The sequence below is a fragment of the Bacillus marasmi genome (genome assembly GCF_902168435.1).
GTDB classification, from domain to species: domain Bacteria; phylum Bacillota; class Bacilli; order Bacillales; family Cytobacillaceae; genus Bacillus_BU; species Bacillus_BU marasmi.
In genome coordinates this window covers 333,553-356,362 of the sequence record NZ_LR656166.1, presented here as the reverse complement: position 1 = coordinate 356,362, position 22,810 = coordinate 333,553, and the positions used below count along the sequence as shown (strand labels likewise).

General features: G+C 35.5%; 17 protein-coding genes and 1 pseudogene. 10 read left to right on the top strand and 8 right to left on the bottom strand.

Translation table 11 applies throughout. The annotated features are described in order from the left end of the window. Positions 1–79: 79 nt before the first annotated feature. The gene (locus FXW34_RS05935) at positions 80–517 is read right to left on the bottom strand and encodes a VOC family protein (protein WP_147533033.1); all 438 of its coding nucleotides are present in this window, start codon (positions 515–517) and stop codon (positions 80–82) included. Between the two features lie 392 nt (positions 518–909). On the opposite strand from FXW34_RS05935, the gene FXW34_RS05930 reads away from it, so the two are divergent. Continuing rightward, positions 910–1,566: a DNA alkylation repair protein gene (locus FXW34_RS05930; protein WP_147533032.1), complete on the top strand. Its 657-nt coding sequence runs from the start codon at positions 910–912 to the stop codon at positions 1,564–1,566. 748 nt (positions 1,567–2,314) lie between these two features. Here FXW34_RS05930 and FXW34_RS05925 read toward each other — a convergent pair. Further along, on the bottom strand, positions 2,315–4,225 hold the full coding sequence (locus FXW34_RS05925; protein WP_147533031.1) for a 3'-5' exonuclease: 1,911 nt from the start codon (positions 4,223–4,225) through the stop codon (positions 2,315–2,317). A gap of 233 nt (positions 4,226–4,458) precedes the next feature. Here FXW34_RS05925 and FXW34_RS05920 point away from each other — a divergent pair, with 233 nt between their 5' ends. Both FXW34_RS05920 and FXW34_RS05915 read left to right on the top strand, forming a co-directional pair. Then, positions 4,459–4,821, top strand: coding sequence for an ABC transporter ATP-binding protein (locus FXW34_RS05920; protein ID WP_147533030.1), 363 nt, complete (start codon positions 4,459–4,461; stop codon positions 4,819–4,821). A 393-nt stretch (positions 4,822–5,214) separates the two neighbouring features. Continuing rightward, positions 5,215–6,288, top strand: a complete 1,074-nt coding sequence (locus FXW34_RS05915) for a type I restriction endonuclease (protein WP_147533029.1) — start codon at positions 5,215–5,217, stop codon at positions 6,286–6,288. Between the two features lie 99 nt (positions 6,289–6,387). Here the strand turns inward: FXW34_RS05915 and FXW34_RS23300 are convergent, their stop codons facing one another. From FXW34_RS23300 to dcm, 5 genes are all read right to left on the bottom strand, one after another. Beyond that, positions 6,388–7,098, bottom strand: a complete 711-nt coding sequence (locus tag FXW34_RS23300; protein ID WP_246140891.1) for a helicase C-terminal domain-containing protein — start codon at positions 7,096–7,098, stop codon at positions 6,388–6,390. Continuing rightward, a complete protein-coding gene (locus FXW34_RS05910) occupies positions 7,095–9,605 on the bottom strand; it encodes a DEAD/DEAH box helicase family protein (protein ID WP_246140887.1) in 2,511 nt (836 codons plus the stop codon). The genes FXW34_RS23300 and FXW34_RS05910 overlap by 4 nt, the downstream gene beginning before the upstream one ends. Beyond that, positions 9,602–11,386, bottom strand: a complete 1,785-nt coding sequence (locus FXW34_RS05905) for a phospholipase D-like domain-containing protein (RefSeq protein WP_147533028.1) — start codon at positions 11,384–11,386, stop codon at positions 9,602–9,604. Before FXW34_RS05905 ends, FXW34_RS05910 begins: the two co-directional genes overlap by 4 nt. Next, entirely contained in the window at positions 11,370–12,584 is a 1,215-nt protein-coding gene (locus FXW34_RS05900; RefSeq protein WP_147533027.1) for a DUF6361 family protein, read from the bottom strand. The genes FXW34_RS05905 and FXW34_RS05900 overlap by 17 nt, the downstream gene beginning before the upstream one ends. Before the next feature lie 176 nt (positions 12,585–12,760). Further along, a complete protein-coding gene (gene dcm / locus FXW34_RS05895; RefSeq protein WP_147533026.1) occupies positions 12,761–14,020 on the bottom strand; it encodes a DNA (cytosine-5-)-methyltransferase in 1,260 nt (419 codons plus the stop codon). Positions 14,021–14,323: 303 nt separating this feature from the next. Here dcm and FXW34_RS05890 point away from each other — a divergent pair, with 303 nt between their 5' ends. From FXW34_RS05890 to FXW34_RS05860, 7 genes and pseudogenes are all read left to right on the top strand, one after another. Further along, positions 14,324–15,709: a Sau3AI family type II restriction endonuclease gene (locus tag FXW34_RS05890; protein ID WP_147533025.1), complete on the top strand. Its 1,386-nt coding sequence runs from the start codon at positions 14,324–14,326 to the stop codon at positions 15,707–15,709. Positions 15,710–15,869: 160 nt separating this feature from the next. Further along, positions 15,870–17,417 (top strand): IS21 family transposase, encoded by a 1,548-nt coding sequence (gene istA / locus FXW34_RS05885; RefSeq protein WP_147533024.1) that lies wholly within the window; start codon positions 15,870–15,872, stop codon positions 17,415–17,417. Beyond that, the gene (locus tag FXW34_RS05880) at positions 17,414–18,169 is read left to right on the top strand and encodes an ATP-binding protein (protein WP_147533023.1); all 756 of its coding nucleotides are present in this window, start codon (positions 17,414–17,416) and stop codon (positions 18,167–18,169) included. Before istA ends, FXW34_RS05880 begins: the two co-directional genes overlap by 4 nt. Next, entirely contained in the window at positions 18,166–18,366 is a 201-nt protein-coding gene (locus FXW34_RS05875) for a hypothetical protein (protein ID WP_147533022.1), read from the top strand. Before FXW34_RS05880 ends, FXW34_RS05875 begins: the two co-directional genes overlap by 4 nt. A 479-nt stretch (positions 18,367–18,845) precedes the next feature. After that, positions 18,846–19,052 (top strand): annotated as a pseudogene (locus tag FXW34_RS23295) (transposase domain-containing protein); the annotation flags it as partial. A 289-nt stretch (positions 19,053–19,341) separates the two neighbouring features. After that, positions 19,342–20,655 (top strand): competence protein CoiA family protein, encoded by a 1,314-nt coding sequence (locus tag FXW34_RS05865; protein WP_147533021.1) that lies wholly within the window; start codon positions 19,342–19,344, stop codon positions 20,653–20,655. Positions 20,656–20,682: 27 nt separating this feature from the next. After that, on the top strand, positions 20,683–21,003 hold the full coding sequence (locus tag FXW34_RS05860) for a hypothetical protein (RefSeq protein WP_147533020.1): 321 nt from the start codon (positions 20,683–20,685) through the stop codon (positions 21,001–21,003). A gap of 180 nt (positions 21,004–21,183) precedes the next feature. Here the strand turns inward: FXW34_RS05860 and FXW34_RS05855 are convergent, their stop codons facing one another. Further along, positions 21,184–22,608, bottom strand: coding sequence for an ApeA N-terminal domain 1-containing protein (locus tag FXW34_RS05855; RefSeq protein ID WP_147533019.1), 1,425 nt, complete (start codon positions 22,606–22,608; stop codon positions 21,184–21,186). Positions 22,609–22,810 lie beyond the last annotated feature (202 nt).

Here is a 22,810-nt window from a genome sequence, read left to right as displayed (position 1 = left end):
TGGCTGTATACGCTGACAAAAATAAATAATAATGTTCCACCATTAAAGGTTATGGCTTTTGCCGTAGCCTTTTATCTTTTTACCCGATTTTCTCCGCCAATTCTAAAATAATCCCCTCTGGACCACGCACGTAGCATAACTTATAACTTTCTCCATATTGCTCGATCTCACTAAAGACTTCAGTGCCCTTCTGTTTCAATTTTGCAATGATTGCTTCTATATCTTCAACCGCAAAGCAAATATGACGAATACCAAGCGTATTGGCAAAAGTTTGCTGAATTTCACCTTCATCTGACGGCGTAATATATTTGACTAGCTCTATCCATGTCTTTCCATCTGGCATACCCAAACCAACACAAGCCGTTTTAACACCTTTTAGCCCAACGATTCTGTCCAGCTGTTCTCCATCCAATTCCCATTCCGCTTTCACTTCAAGTCCTAAATCTATGAAAAACGCTTTAGCCTCTGAAAGATCATTGACGTTTATACTTACGTGATCAATTCTATTGATTTTCATATGTCAAACCTCCTGATTTGCGACGCTCGTCTTCTTAAAATATGAATCTGATGTGGACCTAATAATTGCTCAATATGTCGATACTTACTATGAAAATTGGAATGTAATGAACTAAAATAGACGGAGGGTTTCCGCTTATTTTGAGAATACCTTCAAAAATGGCCAAAATAGCAGGAGGAATTCCACTTATTTAATCGAAAATCATTAAAATGGAGCTTTTTTCTTTACTTAACAGGAAAATCTCCTCTTATTTTACCCGAAATGAATAACATTCCCAATTTAACCGGAAAATCTCCGCTTATTTTCCACACCTGATTTATTTTTAAAAAGATAGATGATAAGCTTCATCCAATTAATAATCAAACCACTCTTCAGCAAAGGAGTTGTATAAATTGAATGAAAAAATAAAACGCACATCTAAAGCAGAAAACATTCTAGCTCAGATTAATAGAAATACTAAGCTAGGCGACTTACGAAAAATCGCGAAGGAAATTAAAAAAGATCACGAACTTGCTATGGAACTGTGGACAACCGAAGAGTTTTTGCCTAGACAATTAGCAATCTTAATTATGGACAAAAAGCTTCTTTCGGAAGATGTGCTTAATAAGCTCGACCAAGATATGCAGATTCATACTATTGATGAACGAAATAACTTAATGGATTGGCTAATGGCTAACCAGCTGACTAAAGACAAGAAGTTAATTGCATTGATGGAGTCGTGGGAAAATAGCCCTTCTGCACTTCAAAGGCGAGTTTTCTGGTATTATCAAGGCCGATTAAGATGGACTGGACAAACACCGCCTGATAACACTGAAGACTTACTATCTACATTAGAAGCTAATATTTCGAAGGAAGAACCCGAAGTTCAGTGGGCTATGAATTTCACCGCAGGCTGGATAGGTATTTTTGATGAAATGTATCGTGAGCGTTGTATCAAACTTGGTGAGAAAACGAGTCTTTACAAAGATGATAAAGTATCAAAAGGCTGTACTCCCAACTATTTACCAGAGTTCATTTCGATTGAAGTGAACAAGCGACGAAATCATTAGTTACCTTTGAAAATTTGTAAGGCGCTTCACTTTATGATGAACAACCTACCATCTGAACAGCACAACAACATTATTCAAAAGATTTTCTTAAAAAAAGCGTGTCACAAGCCTAATTCCTAGCAAACCACTAATCGGGCACGTAGACTCGCTCTACGCGACCAAAACACTCTCGCAAACCATTAATCGGGCACGTAGACTCGCTCTACGTGACCAAATCACTCTGTTAAACTCCTAATCGGGCACGTAGACTCGCTCTACGTGACCAAATCACTCTGGTAAACCACTAATCGGGCACGTAGACTCGCTCTACGTGACCAAATCACTCTGGCAAACCACGAAACGGGCACGTAGACTCGCTCTACGTGACCAAATCACTCTGTTAAACCACTAATCGGGCACGTAGACTCTCTCTACGTGACCAAATCACTCTGGCAAACCACGAATCGGTCACGTAGACTGGCTCTACGTGACCAAATCACTCTCGAAAACCACGAAACGGGCACGTAGATTGGCTCTACGCGACCAAAACACTCTCGCAAACCACTAAACGGGCACGTAGACTCGCTCTACGTGACCAAATCACTCTCGCAAACCATTAAACGGGCACATAGATTAGCTCTATGTGCCCAAACTGGTTGCATAATTATTGTATAAACTTTAGAAAGGTCACTGCCTTCAAAATATCGAGCATATAGGATTTACATTTTGAAGTTTACAACAATGTAAAAAGAAAAACTGAAGACATACGCTAATTCGATTTTAACATCTTACCTGCCTTTGACTCAGTCCGCTCTTTCAATACCCTATCCAAATACAAAGTAAACTCTGACTCCCCTGAATACGACAAGCACAAATACTCCTTCGCTCTCGTCATCCCTATGTAAAATAAAGAAACCTCCCGCTCCCTATCCTCTTCTAAAGGAAACGGCATTGAGTCGATATTGACGATGAAGACTGCTTGGAAATCCAGTCCCTTACTGCTATCAATCGTACTAATTTTGATTTTTCCATCAACCTTTTCAAAAGAACGCTTAGATGAATCACTTTCCGTAATCCAAAAATACGGCAAGTTTAGATCATCTAACCCCCGTTTAATGATATCAATAATCGGATAGGATGATGTTCGTTTCACCCGATATAAAATCAGAATTTCTTCTAGCGGAACCTTCTTGCCCTCACTTAATTTCTTAATCTGTCGAGCTACGATTCTCATTTCCTCATAGAAATTCTTAGCCTTAATGATTCCAGGCTCCGGCCCTCGTCTTTTTGTACTTTGTGGAGCGATAATTTCACCATCAAGCTCACGGCCAACAACCTTGTTCTTAAATACTGAATGCTTTCGATAAAAATCCCAAGCAAATTTCACGATTTGTTGAGAATTACGATAATTAATCGTTAAGACCTTTGACCGACCCTGGAAACTTAATCCTGTATCCTGCAAATACGAGCGTTTGCGACTATAAATCGTTTGGGCTCGATCTTCAACCAATAATAAGGATTGTGTCTCCTCATTGATTAATAAGCTAACTAGCTTTAGCCAATCTGCCTCAAAATCCTGGCCTTCGTCGATTAGCACCGCATCATAGGTTGGGAGAATCGTTTCCTTCTTCTCTATTTTTTCCATAATGGTAGGAAGATTGAAATCTCTTATTTTCAGATCATTTTTCAACCACGAGTGAAAATTACGAACGATGATATTGTTACTTTGAGTAGCTTTGGCAACTGGGTCAAAATCAAACAAATCCTCTGGCTCATTCAGCATGTGATTTAACATGTGCTGAATCCCATTGGCCAAAGAAATGTTGTAGCAAAGAATTAAAATCTTCCAATCAGGATGTTCCTTAGCCAGCATTTTAGCCCTGCTCGCAAGAATAATCGTCTTCCCACTCCCAGCAACACCGCGAATTAACCGGTTTTTATCACCAAGCTGCTTCGCCAAATTCTCTTGATGTAAATCCATCGTTTTGATGTCATGTAATGATAATAGTAGCTGATCCTGATAAGGCACTTGTCCTCTAAATTCCGCACTAATTCGAACCTCTGGGAACAAGTGATACCGAATTGCATTGATGTCTTCGAATGTTAAAGGTGCCCTTACACGAAACGGAACAACAAACATGTTCATGATCTTTTCCATCAATATTTCTTCAGAAAATGATTCTTTATCTGGATCAATCTCATCACGCGTTAAGCAAAGATTAGGATCAATCACAGAATATAAATCGTTTTGAATGAAATCCTTCGTGCTCATTCTGGTAAAAACAACACCATATCCACAAGGAAACTTTAATTGGAATTTGTGCTTACCATCTAGTTGAACTAGGCTTTTATCTTTTTTTAGGGTATTTGAAACTAAAAACATATATTCACGAGCTTGCTTCATCGGACTTTTAATAACTGCTTGATCCCCCGAAGTCGTAAGAATATGCCATTCATCATGATTGAGCTGAAACAAGGTATTCTTCGTATAATCCTTCACTTCAAGAACGACAATTCCCAAATCAGGACCAATGATAATAAAATCAGGTCTTCTCCCTTGGATTTCTGCTTCATAATAAACTATATAATCGTCTGGTAAAAAGGTTTTCAGAGTTCGAAAAAGCAACCTCTCCCCAGCAGTAGCGGAAGATCTTATCGTTTCAGGAACGGTAATGGCCATAATACCCTCTCCATAAGTCGCATTTTTCTTAATTATACTATAAAAGTTATTTCGACTCATAAAAATTACAGTATTTTACCAAAATTACAATATAAATGATACAAATTTATTAAACTTTTTCCATTATTAACAAATATCTTCCTATTCTAATATTCTTTTATAAGATAATTTTGGTAAAATAGTAACAGATAAATACTACATAAATACAACTGCTTTGAATGAGGAGTGAAAATATGCTAAAAGGAATCATAAATAAATTATTCAAACCAACTCCGTCAAATAATAAACAAATTAGTCCTGAAGAAATCGAAGCGCTCGTCGATGCAAAAATCAAACAGCATTCAGCTACAAATCCATCTCCACTAAAGCAAAACACACAAGTTCCACCCACTAGCCAGGATGATTACACCTTGACGCCAAAACAAGTAGATTACGCCTTGTCCATCATTGAAAAAATTAAGAATGAATTTGAACTCACAATCGATCCAGCCGCATTGACTATAAAAGATCTGAACCGCCTAATTGCTTATCAAAGATATAAAAATAAGGGGACACTTGTGAATTTAGTAAAAAAAGGGGTGTTGAAGCGGAGATAGCTTTTGATCTACTAATGCAAATAACACGGACTGTTTACACTAAGGTCTTTGCTTTTCAAATGTGAATTTTAGGATCCGTCACATTAATTTGGTGGAAACCAATACCTCCAAAACCGGTAGCATCTCTCGGTTTTTAGTATTCACAATTATGATATTTCCACCTATCATTTGCTGTACTTGTACCTTATCCAAAACAGAGGGTATATTTGGAATTTAATTTGGAAATATAACTCTATGCAATCAAATTCCCAGGTTTTTGAATTTGATCAGAATATATTTACGAGTGAAGATAGTGAATATTATTTTTTAATCAATAATTAAAAATATATGGTAAAACACAACTAATTTACATATTCTTCTAATAATCTATTTATGTTAAGGGGAGGATTGTCAATGGATAATTTTATCGAGCAAATAAAGACTTTTTCGAAACGCGTTGAAAAATTGCAAAACTCTATTTCTACAGAAGAGGCAACAAAAACGTCAGTAATAATGCCCTTTTTTCAAATCCTTGGTTATGACATTTTTAATCCTGAGGAATTCACACCAGAATTTGTTGCAGATGTTGGGATAAAAAAGGGAGAGAAAGTTGATTACGCAATCATGAGTGATGGAAAGCCGGTTATCTTAATTGAAGCAAAATCAATAAACGAAAAACTACACAAACATGACTCCCAGCTTTTTAGATATTTTGGTACAACTTCTGCAAAATTTGCCATCCTTACCAATGGTCTTATTTATCGCTTTTATACTGATTTAGAAGAACAAAATAAAATGGATGCTGCACCCTTCCTAGAATTTAACATTTTAGATTTAAAAGATAGCTCCATACACGAATTAGCAAAATTTAAGAAAAATAGCTTTGATTTAGAAAAAATATTTAATACTGCCTCAGAATTAAAATACTTAAACAAACTCAAAAAATTTTTTAACGAACAGTTGGAAACCCCTTCTGACGAATTTGTAAAATTCATGATTGGCCAAATATATAATGGTGTAAAAACCAAAAATACAATTGATAAGTTTGAACCTATTATAAAAAAAGCATTTAAACAATTCATTAATGAAATGGTCAATGATAAATTGAATGCCGCATTAAAATCAACTAACGATGAGGACACTCCTCAAGAGGCTGAACTAAGTACCGATGTTCAGAATATTGAAGAAGAAAAAAACGAACCAAAAATAGAGACATCAGAGGAAGAAGTCGAGGGATATGCCATAACCAAATTTTTACTAATGGATATTGTTGATGATGATCGTATAGGCTATCGTGATAACTTAAGTTATTTTAACATCCTCTTAGATAATAATATCCGAAAATGGATTTGTCGTTTAGGATTTAACCAGTCACAAAAATACATACAGTTCAATGATGAAGACAGGTCTTTTGTGAATATTGACAAAGTTACTGATATCAGCTTACATAAAGACAAACTGGTGGAAGTTGCGAAAAAGTTTATATAATGACGTAAAGCTAGGGTACATTATATTGTCCCTAGCTTTTTTACTTGAAATAAATGGTAAATATAACCAATGTAATTAAAATATTTTGTTAGTTAGATTTTAAAGAATGATTGTAGAGTTTTCTCTATAGTAAGGACTCAAAATAATAAACAAATCCTTAAGATCCTCACTGCTATCACTATTTTCAAGAAGATATTCCAGCAATTCTTCTTGTCTTGCTTGTCCGAGCGTAATTCGGTAAAGCGACAGGATTTTTATTAATCTCTGATAGCTTCCTATATCCTTGCTCATTGGATACAAAGGGACAATCCTTTCGATTTTTATCTCCTGATCATCAGGTAAACACCAAAATGGGATAAGTTCTGAATACCTGCCGGAATAGGTTTGTTTCGCAAAATCAAATAATTCTTCCCATATATCTTTTTCGAATGAAATTTGCTCACCAAACTTCAATGCAATATTTTGGCGAATTGCCAAGCATTTAAAGCGGTTGATCCTCCCTTCCCTTTGCTCCAAATCGATCGGGTTTGAAGGTAAATTCCAATGCATTATTTTTCTACAGTAAAAATGAAAATCCAAGCCTTCCTGACCAATGGAAGTAGTAGCGAGGACAAATGGTCGAAAAGGGGAATTAAAAGAATTCCGGATACTTTCCTTTCGATCAGTGCCTTTCTGATTTTCACCTTCATCTTTATAAAATCCAACAGCAAAGTGGGAACGTAGAGCAATTCCCTTATCTTTGCCCCCCTTTATCTTGCTTTTAAATGTTTTATAAGTATCAACTCGATAATTTGCTGAATGGGTTTTCATCGATTCCAATAGATTCTTGTGAATGTGCTTGTATGGATCAGCGGTATTTTTACGCCATTTGATTCAACCATCAAATGCACGTATTCATCAAATAGAGCCTGGAAATTCCCATCACAGCAATAATGTAAAACATTTTTCCAATGGGCATCACTATTTTTCCCACCATAGCAAAGTTCGATAATCGCCGTTGCTTCTGTCCGATTAAATAGATTAATCATCGCTTTTGCTAATTGTGAGGCATACAAACCATTGTTACCGTTTGAACGATAGGCACAGACTGCTGGAGAGGAGATGGCCAACTTTACTAGGACTTGAGTCAAATCATTAGGCATTTTTCCCAAATCGAGTTCAGAAATCGAATGAAATAACTCCTCTAAATGATCTAAATGGACAAGAAAACCTTTATGACCCCTTTCCTCCTCTTCATCCTCCATACTTTGCAGCAATTCTGTCCTATGTTCAAACCAACTTTTTACCGTTTCCATTCCATCGAATAATAATGGCGCAAGAAAATACCACCGATCATCAGTCCGATTGCGGTCATTCTGATAATCCTTTAACCCATCAATCAAGTTACTTACCTTAATCATTAGTTCGTTTTCAATCATTTCAAGGGATTTCCCCTCATTTAAACGAGAAATAGGATCATATAAATTAGCTAAGGTTACTGATGGATAAAGTAGGCAAAACAAACTCATCGAATGAGGAGTACCTTTGTCAACATTAAAACGTAGCCGTGCAACCGGAAACCGTTTGTTATTGGGAGCAAAATAACTAGTGTTCTTTTTATCCTTGTTTTTGGCAACGAGCCTCCCAACCGTTTTCCGTTCGGCCTCATAAGAAATAAGCGAGGCTATCATTCTCGGCACCATTTCCCATGCGGAAAACACCAATATCTTAGAAAATTTATTTTTATCTTTATATACGCCCTGTGGTTCATAGTATGGTTTGGAGGGTGGAACCCACAACAGCAATTCCGCTTGATTCTCAAACGCCGCCTCTTTTAATTTTTCTAATCGAGCATTAGCTGGTTCAAGTTCCCGATAATTTTGGAGCTGCTTCTTATCTATCCACAAGTGCTTTTTTTTAGCTAAATTGATCTGGTCGGGATACTTTTTAAAGAACTTTTCAACGTGCTGTTTTAATTGGTACTGCTTCATAAAAGACAGCAAATATGGTGTAGATTTTACATAATCAACCGGTACATGATGATGCTCACCGATTTCTGATAATAAATTTTCAGCCTCAATATAGGACAATACATCTTTATTCGTAATCTTAATTGGTGCTTTCACACTTCTATCATCGATAAAATCGCCAGTATCAATAGCAGAAATCCGCTCGGTGCGACACACAGCTTGATACATTGCATCCTCTGCTTTATTTTTCACCTCTAAAAGGGTAAAGTGATCGTGATTGATTTCACGAAGGCTTGCAGAATAATTACTCCATATTTCCTTGAATTCATTTTGTTTCAGCTTTTGTTGAAACAGGAAGTCCATTACCTGGAAAAATTCGGCATAATGGTCGTCACTTTGGTTCTCGCTAATTTCCTCAAGGGTGGAATAGAGCTTGTAGGGTGTAGCAGATAGCAAAAGAATATTCGTTTCATTTCCTTTTAAAAATCGGTCTGCTAATATCCCTGTTTCTGATTCGATATCTTGTGAAATTAAAAATTTAAACCGTTGAAATTCATCCATAATGACCAAATCGGGGTTCATTCTTTCAACACTAATTCTTGCAAACATCATTCTTAAATTTTGTAAAAGCGGATAAGTGCCTGATATTCTCTCGTATCCATTTTCTCTTATCGCTTTACAAATATAGATAATTTCTGGTAAAAGCGGATGCTCATTCAGGTATGCTTCGATTTCTCTTATCATGGTTAATATATATTGTCCATTCGTTTTCTCGTTACATGCACTCACCCGCGGCTCATAAATACCATAAGCCCATTTCCAGCCAGAAAATGCAGTATCAATAAATAGGGTTTCAAGTTCTTTTTCTAGTGGTTTAAATAACTCCATTCGCTTCAAAATAGCAAACATCAGCGCTCGCTCAGATACATTTCCCCCACCATTCGTCATTGAAAATGAAGTCAAAGGAGTAAGTGGAATTAGCTGAATATAGGAATCCTTTACCTCCTCATCATTCTCTTGTTCAAAAATTTTTAAATGCTGCATGGATAAACGCGTATCAGAAACATTCTCTATTTTTACGTCTTTACTTATCTTAAGTTTTTTCATATTCTGACTAGCAATACTAGAATTAGAGCAAATGTAAACCACCTTAAAAAGATCATCCTTAAGCTCTTCATAATGGTATCTAGACGTTTTTGAGATAATCCCTTTGGCAATGAGCGTTTTCCCAAGGCCAACCTCATCGGCAACCAATACTCTGTTTTGTCCAGTTTGGAAAAGCTCGAACACACGATTAACAGTTGCTCGCTGGAAGTCCTTTAAACCTTGCATTATCTCAGTTTCGATTTGGTTTAAGTCTAATTTCATGATCCCTTCACTGCCTTTGCAAAAACATCATACACGTCCCTAAATCCATCTGGGATAATTTCTTCATCAGAAATCAATTCCATTAGCTTTTGAATTTCATCTAATTTCCCAGGTGAGTGAGCAGCAGCTCTGAGCATTTTTTCATAGAGTGCAGGAATTGGTTCCCCAAACCCATAGATAAAGCTATTTTTCAGCTGATGTTTATTTTCTAAAAAAGCAAGTAAGTAGTCGTCGCCAAGTAAAAATGATAGATACTGAATAAATCCGTTTTTATCCTTAATAATCTCATTAACAATACTGCTCTCTCTAGCTTCCGGGATGTTGCTTGTAGGAATTTTAATGATTCTTTTTAAGCTTTCTTCCTCGCCAACAGCTTCAATAACATAAAATTCAGAGAGCTGCAGAATATACAATCCTGTAAAACGAATGCAGGATGATAGATCTGCTCTTTGTTTTGAAAACAAAGGGGAAATAGAAATATTTTCGTTATTGATTAGATTTTCAAATGTTATTTCTAAATCGTAGTGATCTTCGTTTTCTAATACCTTGGCTGATGAGGTTAGTCGTGAAACGTCCTTAATTAACTTTTGGAGATCAACTGTGTCTGTGACTTCCCCATTAACCTGGTCACTAATTTCCACTTTTTCAAATGGATTTTCCTTTTCGTTATCACCGAATAAATCGTGCTTTAATATGTCTACATTTACATATCTTCTTTTCGCAGCCAATTTTAGCATGAACTCAACATTTCCATAGCTAGCGCTAGTTGAGGCATTTAATGAGCCAATGTATAACTCGCTATTAGCGTATTTTGTTTTACAATAAACCTTAGCGTGAATATCTTGCTGAAGCTTTTCTTCCTCCTGCTCACCTTCACTCAAGGCCTCTTCCCCATCGACAATTTCATCCTTCATGACAAAAACATCGAAGTGTGTGACCGAAGATTTTCTTAACCTCGGGAGCTCCGACCGTCGTGTGATCAGTGTGTTTCGATGAGGATTTGTTAATGCATTTTTATTAAAATCAAGAATGATTTCGTCACTTAAAAATGGAGAAAGTATAAGCAACTCATGAAAATTTTGAAACAAACCCGTTGAATCAATATCATATCCAGCAATCCCAACAGGACAAAAATCAAATTCCAGGAAACGCTTATCATGTAACTCGAATTTCACATCCAGTACTTCAGAGGATAATTTAGACACCATTTTCCGCTTATCAGATAGAAACGCATTTGTTCCTGCAAGTTTTAATAAAGATTTTAGGAAATCACTTATTGGTTTAGACTTCGGATATCCATTTGTGTATCTACCATCAGGCTTATAAACCCCATCAACACCAACAGCGACATCCCAGCTTCGGTCAAAGGTAAGGTTCCTGCTTAAAATCAAACATCGATACAAAGCGTCCCCATCCTCGTTTTCGTATTTAACAAACCAAAATTTCGGATGGAATGATTTTTTGTTTTTCATTTTCACTTCAACGACCATTTTTTCCAAAAGAATATGTAATGGACTCGGATTTGCCGGTGCCTTTATTTGACCACCCTCGCAAAAAATGAGAACCTTATCCGCCGTCCTTTTCAAAGCTTCTAATAAATAGATAGGCTGATTCTTCAAGGCACTGTCAATTGATTCTGACAATCCAAGGGCAATGCTGATACCTATTAATGTATTAAGGTCCAATGAATAGGTTGTGCCAATCGCAAAGCTCGTCTCATAACCCGTTGGAGGTGTCAGCATATTACTATAATCTAGTCGATCACTACTTGGTTTTAACATACGTCTCGCCTAGCCCTTCGAAAATATCACCTAATATATTTTTTGCTTGTCTTAATCGAAATTGGAGCTTATCAATCCCAACCCAACCTTCATAAGTAAATTCGTGCCGATTATATAGCTTCGAACGCTTCCTACCTTTTAAGCTTTTCTCCCGCTGAAGAATGAGTTCATCAAGCTTGTCGATATGATCCGCTTGCATCGCCAGCTGAAGCTTTACTAAAAATGGCAACAACTTCGGGTTATTGATATGTAATCGTTTCACTACGATTTCTTGAAGATCTAAACTTGAATACGGTTCCATTTTCTCGTGCCATTCCTCCCATTTTTGTAAAACACCATCATCTTCATGATTGGAAAGGATCACATTATAACGGAGATGTGCACCATAAATAAACTCAGCAAAGGATTTTGCCATTTGATAATCGGAGCGAATTTGCTCAGGAAACTGCTCTAGCATCGCTTCAAGCTGCTCGAAAGTCCCATAACTACAAAAGTCAGTCACATTGTTTTCTAATACCCAGGCTAACAATGAATTAGGCACGGATTGTATGATTCTATATTTCAAGAATAGAGCCTCATCAGAAGACAGTTTTATATTTAAAGTATCACGCCAGTCCTTTGAATGCTCTGGTACTCGCCAAAAACCCTTTGCAAGCTCTTCGGAAACAGCATTATTATCATCTCCGTCTTGATCACTATTATTTTGATGAATAAACCCATGTGATCTAGTCGTTTTCTTTTTCTCTTTTAAAAAATGAAAGGCACGGACATATTCATTCATGGTCATACTCTCATCTGTAAAAATACCGAATGTTCTCAACCCATTCCAATAAATATCAGAAGGCTTTCGTTGCAAGCTCCTGCCGGCATTTTCTCCGATTATGCCCCATTCATTACTCTGTTTCAGAACATCAATTAACTCGAGCTCACGTTCATGCAGCAGCTTCAACATCTTGTCAGGATTTAACGCTTTTTCACTTTCAAGTTCTGTAAATAGGTACGGGACAATAAGAAAATATTTAGCCCTCGTTTGGATGGTAGATGTACCAGGAAAAAAGATATTTGCAAAAGCATCACGAACAACCCCAATCCCCAATTCATCCACCGCACCTGGCTCTGTTAGAAGATTTATCACGCTTAACACTTTATTTCTCTGCTCTTTAGAAAAATCAATCCACCCAAATTGAAGGCCATTCATGCTGGACATCCTTTCTCGTTATCACTCAAACATAGGATTATTTTACCATAATGATTTCTAATAAATAACAAAGGCAGACCCTATATTTAGAGTCTGCCTTCAATTATTAATCCTCAAGATAGCCTTTTCTACACGGATGAAACAAAGGCCCTTTCCTTTAGAAGCTACACATCAAACTAAAATATATAATTATCTATACTTAATTGCTGAGGTTCTTCTGCTAAAGCTTCTTTGTCTTCGTTCTCAATTTCTAAAATACGATTTCCCATCCGCTCTATTAATCCAACAACTAGCGCATTTCCCATACAGAAATATCTCATTCTTTCAGACATTCCTTCTGTCCAATTATCTGGAAATCCATTCAGTCTCTCACACTCAACAGGTGTTAAAATACGTAACCTCTTAGTTTCTAAATCTTCCACAACATGACTACTTCTATTTACTGTTCCTTCACTTGTTAACATTGTCCTACCCGGTTTATCTAATGGTTCCGGAAAAGACATTCCTCCCTCTGAGAAAACATATTTATGTCCATTTGCAGAAGTTCTTTCGATTTTTTTAGGACCTTTTAAGTATTCAAATTTGGCAATCGCATTTTCACCTAAATAATATTTTTCATCTACACCCAATTGTAGAATTTCACCTAATGTAATAGGATTTTCTTCTAATGTCGGTATTAGCTCCTCTGTATAAACTTTCCCATCTCTCATAATACCTGCATTATAATAAGTTTTAGAAAACTTTTCCGAAATATCAATAATATCATCATTAAAATCAAAGTAGTGAATCTTCTTGCCTTCTTCTTGAATGACGGGAAATGCTTTTGCAAAAAAGCCTTCAGCTTGGAGCATTATAGAATCATCAACATTCTTTCTTTTTTCCAAAAACATATTTTCATTTCGGACAGCAAATATGAATACCCTCCTTCTCCTTTGGGCTTGACCATATTCCGCTGCATTAATAACACGCCATTCAACAGAATAACCTAAATCCCTAAAAGCAGCTAACATAACCGAAAAATCTCTGCCCCTCTGCTTAGATGGTGACTTCAGTAGCCTATCTACGTTTTCTAGTAAAATATATTTAGGATTTAATTCCCCAGTTAGTCTAACAATCTCCCAGAAGAGAACACCTTTTTTACCTTCTATCCCCTTTTCACCAGATAGACTTCGAGCAACAGAGTAATCCTGACAAGGAAAACCTCCAACTATGAGGTCAACATTTATGTCCTTTAGTGTCTGTTCGTTAACAGACGCAATATCTTCATTCGAATGAATACCTCGACCTTCAAAATTTCTCGAGTAACAATTAAAGGCATCTTGTGTCTTTTTAGAAGGCTCCCACTGGTTCCCCCATACAACGTCAAATCCCTTTGTTTTTTCGAGTCCGATTCTGAATCCTCCTACCCCTGCAAATAACTCTATTACATTCAACATGCACGAACATCCTTTCGGTATTGAATATACCTAAGAAGTATTATAATAAAAATTGAATAAAAGATCAACCTTAATACTAATACCATTTAATATAAAAAATAATCTTATCACAATATCAACATTTTTTCAGTGATTTACAAAAACTAGTGAAAATTAAGAATTGCTAAACATAATTAATCAAAGATAATACTTCATAATAAATAAATGTATCACAAAAAGAACGATCGTTCTATATTTTTTGGAATTTATTCACTAATTAATTGGATTGGCGATTATTATCAAATGAACATACGGGAGGTAACAATGGAATATTTAACAACGGATCACTTACTTAGAAAAGCACATGAGGCCGAAGGAAAAACATTCGGGGAAATAGATGAGACGAATAGGCTAAATAATAAAAAATCCAAAGGAAGTCTTGGACAAGTAATTGAAGAAAGTTTTTTTGGATACACAGTTAATTCAGAAGCAAGACCAGACTTTGATAACTTAGGAATTGAACTGAAAGTAACCCCTTTTAAGCATAACAAAAACGGCACAATTTCAGCTAAGGAAAGATTAGTTTTAAATATTATTAATTATTTTGAAGAAGTAAATGAATCATTTAAATCATCAAGTTTTTGGAGAAAGAATGCAAAACTACTACTTATGTTTTATGAATGGCTTCCAGAAAAAAATCGTGAGGATTATCGTATTTTCAAAAGTATTCTTTTTACTTATCCTGAAGCTGATTTAGAAATCATCAAGAATGATTGGGAAATAATCGTTTCAAAAATTAAATCCGGAAATGCACATCTTCTATCAGAAAGTGATACTAACTACCTTGGTGCATGTCCTAAAGGGGCAAATAAGGGTTCGTTAAGAAAACAACCCTTTTCGGATACTTTAGCCATGCAAAGAGCATTTTCTCTTAAACAATCTTATATGACTGCATTGGTGAGAAAACACATTAATAATGAAGAACTTATTAGTTTTACCAAAGTGGATGAGTTAAAACAGAAATCCCTCCAAGAACTACTTAAAGAAAGATTCACACCATTTACCGGTAAAACTGATAAAGAAATTGCAAAAATATTCGATATAACCTATAACCCCAAATCCAAAAGTTTTATTCCATTAATAGTAAGCTCTTTACTTGGTATAAAAGGAACGAGATTAGATGATATTGATGAATTTGCAAAAGCTAATATTCAATTTAAAACTATTAGATTAGAGCCAAACGGAAAACCCGAGCAGCATATGTCGTTTGAAAATATAGATTTTCATCAATGGGTAAGCGAATCATGGGAAGATAGCTACATACGTCAGCGCTTTTTGGAAACAAAATTTCTACTCGTTGTATTTGAATATAAAGAAACAAAGAAAGAAAATCCACTTCGTCAATTATATCTTAAAGGAATAAAACTATGGAATATGCCTGTAACCACCATCGAGAATGAAATTAAACAACTTTGGGAACAGGTAAATAATGTTATTATACAAGGGATAAAAATTGAATACAAGAAACATGGAAATAAAATGATTGAAACCAATAACTTGCCTAAAATTGGATTTAATGGCGTAACACATATCCGTCCAAAAGGAAAAGATGGGTCTGATAAAGTAGTTCTACCAAATGGGCAAGTCATTACGAAACAGTGTTTTTGGTTAAATAACACTTACATCGCAAAAATCATTGAAACCACTTGATTATTGCGATTAATTAGAGCCACTTATGCTAAGTTTAGAGCCATTCAGTGCGGAGAACTGAGCCATCTTCTGCGACATAGTAAACCGCCGAATAAAATAGCCTTTTGTATAATTGAGTTGCATGCATAAGCATGACACCAATATACAGGAGGTTTTTTTTATGGTTAATTGTCGTAAGATTCTGGAACTGTATTTTGAAGGGGTCAGTCAAAGAACAATTAGTTCTAGTACTGGGCACTCAAGAAATACAGTATCCGAAGTCGTTCATCGTGCCAGGAAACTTGGTATAGATAATTTGAACGATACAATGACCAATCGATGGCTAGAAGTATATCTTTTTCCTGAGAAACAAGCTGTTGAAAAAGGTTATTATCCGGTGGACTGGGAAGAAGTGCATAAGGAACTGCAGAAAAAGAATGTCACCTTGACTCTATTGCATCATGAGTATGAAACAGAAGCACGTGAAGGTGGCAAGATTCCCTATGCATACCGAACTTTTTGTGAAAAGTATGGGAAATATGCGAAGAAATATAAGTTAACGATGCCTATTCGGAGAAAACCAGGTGAGATCATGGAGGTGGATTGGGCTGGCTCAACACTTCATATTTACGATCGTTTAACCGGAGAAAAGATTCCAGCGTATGTTTTTATTGCAACATTGCCTTACAGTCAATTCAGTTATGTGGAGGCATTTTTAGATATGAAATCAGCCAATTGGCTTATTGCTCATATCCATGCATTTGAGTATTTTGAAGGTGTTCCTGAAACGATGGTTCCAGATAATTTGAAAACAGGAGTTACGAAAGCACTTCGTGGTGAGCCTATACTCAATGAAGCCTATCGTGAATTAGCAGATTATTATCGAACAGTGATTGTCCCGAGCCGTGTTCGGAGACCTAAAGATAAAGCAAGCGTCGAAGGGACTGTTGGATATATTTCTCGGCAGATTATAGCTGCTTTAAGGAACTATCAGAGTTTTCATATCGAAGATTTGAACCAGAAAATACTTGAGAAGCTAGAGGAAATTAATACTATAATTTTTCAAAAGCGCCCAGGTTCGCGTAAAAAAGTGTTTGAGGAAGAAGAGAAATCCCACCTTCTGCAGCTTCCTCAAACACGGTACAAGTTTACGGAATGGAAAACAGCAAGAGTTCAATTGAACTACCACATCCAAATTGAACGAATGTATTATTCCGTTCCGTATGATTATGTCCGTGAGGATGTCGACGTACGACTAACCACGGATTTAATAGAAGTTTACTTCAAAGAAGCTCGAATTGCATCCCATAAACGATTACACGGTGAAATTGGCCAATTTTCTACGAACATAGATCATATGCCTGATAATCACAGATTATATCTGGATCATAATCCTGCGAGTAATCTTAAGTGGGCTGAAACCATTGGGCCATCTATGACACAATTTGTTTCTAATATCTTGGAAACGAACGTGGAGAAAAAAGCTTTAAATATCCTTAGCACATTAAGGAATTTATCTGATAGATATACAAAGTATGAATTAGAAAAGGCATCTGAAACTTTACTTGAAATATCTACAAACCCCTCTGTTTCTGTTTTAAAAGGCGTACTGGAGAGAAGTAAGAAGCGAAACCAAAAACGAAAAACAGATACTAATAGTCATCCAGCCAACGCTAATGACTATGGATTCGTTCGTGGTGCTAAATACTTTGGGAGGGACCAAAAATGATGAACCAAGAAACTTTACGAAAATTAACAGAAATGAAAATGGGTGCGATGGCAGAAATGTACCAGCAACAAAATCAGAATAAAGAATACCGTAAAATGGACTTTGATGATCGATTCAACCTAATGGTAGATTATGAGTATGATCGTCGCAAATCCAATAAGCTTGAGCGATTAATTAAAATGGCCACATTTAACGAACCAATGGCAGCAATTGAAGATATAGAATATCATCCTGACCGCAATTTAGATAAAAACCTAATACTAGAGTTAGCCTCAGGAAATTACATTCAAAATCATCATAACATTATTCTAATGGGTGCATCAGGCAACGGAAAGACGTGGATTTCAAATGCCTTTGGGGTTCATGCGTGTCGGCAATTTTACAAAGTAAAATATATTAGATTACCTGAATTACTTGATGAATTAGCTGTAGCAAAATATGAAGCTGATGGTAGCTTCCGGAAATTAATTCAAAAATATAGAAAGATTGATTTATTAATTCTAGATGAGTGGTTATTAACAGATCTTTCTGAGGAAAATGTACTTCATGTGTTGGAAATTATTGAGGCAAGGTTTAAAAGAGCATCTACTATTTTCTGTTCTCAATTTTCCCCAGAAGGTTGGCATTCTAAGTTAGGACAAGCACAGGTGGCTGATGCGATCCTCGACCGTATCGTTCAAGATTCATATAAGATTCTAGTTGATGGGGATGTCTCTATGAGAGAACGTCATGGATTGGCGGGAATTAAATGATTCCAATAGAAGTTGAGAATCGCATAGCTAAGTATTTTTTTCATAGATATTTACCTAATGAAGTGATGAACCAAGTTGAAAGTAAGCTATTATCCTCCTGCATATGCGCCAGAGATGAGGATTTGAATCTTGATGAACTTGTTCGTTGGGCAATTGAGATTATTGACAAGGAGTTAGAGAATAAAAGATTTAAATAATACGATAAGCAGCCATTTGAACAGGTCTCTGTTCAAATGGCTGTAAAATTATTTTATGCATTATTAACAGTGGCTCCCTTTCACACAAATACTGGCTCTTTCATCCGCAAACCACGGCTTAAAGCTCCGCACCACTGGCTCAATCTATCTGCAATACTCACCACTGAATAATCCTAATCTCAAACATTAAACTACTCCTCACAATATTTCTTGTGGGGAGTAATCAGTTTCATTTATCAAATTTTCAAATAACCATAAAATCTTCTTCTTTAACGAATTTACCAGTACTTTATTGTTTTCGAAAAGAATCCTAAAGCGACCTTTGCAATCATTCAATGTAAAAAGGAACTAGATATGAGTGATTACAGCCAAGGGATTTTACCACCTTTGCCATGTTTTAACCACTGTTTGTCAGGGGATTTACCAGGCTAAGCCAAACATTGCGGTTATGTTTTCAAGAACATAACCGCAAAAACTAGCTCCACTCTGTTAGTGAAGCTGGTACAAAAGCCAACGCAATTTGTTTGAGTATCGCAGAAACAGCCAAAGCGAACGGCGTAGATTTTTATCAATACCTTGTGAAGTTATTGACGGATCTTCCGAATCTTGATATTCACAGAAATCCAGAAATATTAAAACAATATTTGCCTTGGTCAAAAATGATCCAGGCTCAATGTGGAATATAAAATAGCCGTATATCTGATTAAAAAATCAATGATATATGGCTATTTATGATGCGTACCGTGAATAGACTATTACTTGTATAAATTTCATGAAGATTCAAAATATACCTTTTCCAAAAATATCCCTACTCCGAAATAATTGAATTTGGAACCTCACAGTCTATCCCCTTGTCTTAATAATGTTATAAGGAATCTCTTCACCAGTATCCATAATATTTTCATATAGTTGCATATTGACTTCCTTCTAGTAATATATGATTCTTGAAAAAAAGGGAAACTGAGGTGAAGATTTTTGAGAGAGGCTCTTCATGTAATTGATAACGAATTATACAAACTTCCATATTCTGCAACCAAAGAAGAAGTGAATAATTTTAAGAAGTTAGCAGATAAAGACATTTTCCAATGCCCCCATTGTAAAGCAAAACTAATAGTAAAATACGGCGACACAAAAGGAATATATTTTTCACATCAGCATTCTGAAGCTTGTGAAGAATCTAGGAAAATTGACCAGGCAGAGAAAAGGTATAGACGCCAGATTGAAAGGGAAACAAGTGTTCATAATACTATTCAAGCCATTCTTCATGATGAAATCTCGAATCAGGCTAAGAATAATACAATGATTAAAGTCGACTATGGCTTCAGGGCAAAACCCGACTTGAAAGAATTTCCGGATATTTGGGTAAAGGTTGCCGATAGGGAATTTGCACTTTCAGTGATTACCAACGTAAATTCGTTAGTTGATAATAAACTTTCAAATACAATCAGCAAAAGGCATCAATACTTTCTGGAACAAGGTATAGAACCTATTTGGTTTGTAGAAAAGAAGGAACAAGCAATTGAAAGAGAAAAAAATTCCATAGTGTTGTGGGATGCTGAATTGACAATTGCGGCAAAAACAAATCAAGATAGAGAATGGGATTCTTTACTTGCTTCCCTTATGAAGGACACAATGTTTTTTAAATATTTTAATTATCCTGTATCCACGGAAAACATTGCAATTGATGTTCTAAGCATGTATTACATTTATTCTAACGAGGACCGAATTGTAGTCAAAGTCCAACGGTTCTTAAAAGACCATCTTGTAAAGCCTTACCGGGCATTCCTTCTAGGGGACGGATATGAAATTCCATTTTCTGATGCGGTTCTAATAAAAAATGAATTCCTTTTGAGGAACCCCACACTAGAAGCTCAGTACCAAAATGAATTTATTCAAAAATTCAAGCAGCTACAATTCGATTTTTATGAGCAACAAAGAATTGAAAAAAAACGGCAGCAGCAAGAGGAAGAAAAAAGGCAAAAATTAATGCAGCAAAGGTTGGAACAAGAGGAGCAGCGCCGAAAAATCCTAAAGCAAATATCTGAGCAAAAATTAAACAGTAACCTAGAAACAATGAGAGTATCTTCTTATGATAGCCTTAAATTGCTTCTAAAAAAACGAATCGGCTTAACCCAATCACAACAAATGGAATTATGGACCACGTTCATGCCCGTGATTGGTTACAAAAATTCAGATGTTGTCTGGGATTTGTTTGTGAAGCATGATTGTAAATCATTTGGTGAATTAAGAACAGTTCTGCAAAATTTCATTTCGACCCGTAATAAATAAAGAGGTCGATTGAAGGGGTGAATACCAATGAAAGAACTACGTACCTTAGTAAAACAAAAGCCATTTAAGTACGATGGTTCCGTAAAAAATGGCACCATCATCTATTTTGGAGAAGGCTGGAAGATTAAAGTTACCGACAGTCAATATTCTTCACTTCTCGAAAAGTTTAACGGTCAGACCTTGGCAATTGGTGCTTCTAGAACTAATCCTCCGAAAAATAGCTTAGGTGAATGGCTGATGGCGAATATTACAAAGACAGCAATAGCATCTTATGTTGTGCCGATATTAATTGATGAAGGTTTCGCTATTAGTAATGGAAAATACAAAATATTTATTAAAGAACAGTAGTATCTTATTGCTCAATGGTATTCGACAAAAGAACTAACATAATTAATCTTGCACACGCAATAGAGTTGGATATAACTGCTGGTAAATGTGGAAAAAGGACCGAATTGGTCCTTTTTTTCACATTTAATGGTCTTCTTTTTATCTAAAGTATTAACATTATATTTTAACATAGCTAATTAGTTATGATTCAGTTATTGTAGAGTCTGTAGAATTCTCTTTTGAATCATCCTCGGTAACATCTTTAATCTCTATTTTCATCAATTCTATCGGTGGGATGAGTCCTAATCCCTCTTTTATATTTAATAATTCTTGACTATCAATCATACGACATTTAATAAGGTCATTATCCATCCCTAATTCTCTCAATAGTAGCACCCGTAATACAAGCTTTAAATACCCAGTTAAATAGTACATCATATCCACATCAAGAACGTTAGGTTTTAGTGCTTCATCGAAATGGGTAAAATAATTGCGAGTATCCACTATTTTATTTGTATATGATTTTCTCTTTTTAGAAGAAATTTCAAAAATATCATTAACTTCTGCAAATAAGTCTGTTAACCTTTGTCTTAATCTTGGTTCATTTGAAAGAATTCCAGAGATAAGCTTTTTATCTTCATCATCCTGCAATTGCGCTACAATCCTATCAACTTTTTCTTTAAACTCTTCTTCAGTCCAAATCTTATTGTTTCTCATCCTTCTTGAAAAGGCTTCTATAGCTTGTACCACTTTAAGAAAAGATAAAGGAACATGAAATCCTCTTTCATGTGCTTCAACAAAGTAAATAATAATTGGCTCTAGTAGCGCTTTTTTTGCATTCCATGCCTGTAGGCATGTTTCAAATGTTTCTTCGATGTAAGAGAATTTAATAAAAATATCATGCTCTCTTATTTTTTGGGAATTTTCCATTTGTAATTTAAATAAGAGAATAATATCATTACCATCTATATCTTTAGCATAAAAATTTTTATTACCTACCTTCTTACCAATACAAAGAGTTAAAAAACTAGAAAAATCATATACTTCATCAATTGCTGCCCTATAATGTGTGTTCTCTTTAAAAAGAAATCTTACAAATTCTGTTTGGGTCAATTCAAATTTACTATATTGGTCCCCTGTGGCACTCACCCTATAAGTAAACTCTATACCTAAATTGCCAATTTCACTTTTAATAACTTCGGGCATCTTATAATTCATATAGATTTCATTTTGACGACTTATTATCTCAAATGGATTTTTATTCAACCAGAAATTTAAGTGTTCATACGTAGCTTTCATTTCGGAAATTATTATATCTTTTTCATCTTGATAAAATCCACCTATAACAGCTAATCTACAAGATAAAATTGTCACAGGAAAGCCTGGGAATGCCCATTGTTGATTTGTTTTAGTTGAGTCTATTAGTGTTACTTTTTTTCCATTTGACAATATGCCATGAATTACAGGTAAATTATCAATTCCTATGCCAGAAAATCCCCCAAAGTTATGAGCCATCTTTAACTTACAACCATTATCATCATCAATAATCAATGTTCCTGAAAGTCTCTCAGTGGGACTTGATGGCAAAAACCATATTCCTAAATTTTCCTTTTCGATTTTATTCATTTAGCTCACCTCACTAGATTCCTCAAACCCTATTCACTTTACGTTTTCTTCATTTTTTATATCTAAGCTAATAAATTTATTAAAAGGATAGTCACAATATTAACCGGTTCCAATTAAGAATGGAAACTAAACTACTCGATATTACAGCTAAAACCATCATTCCAATGGTAAAGACATCCAAGTTGAAATTTGATTGCTTTCT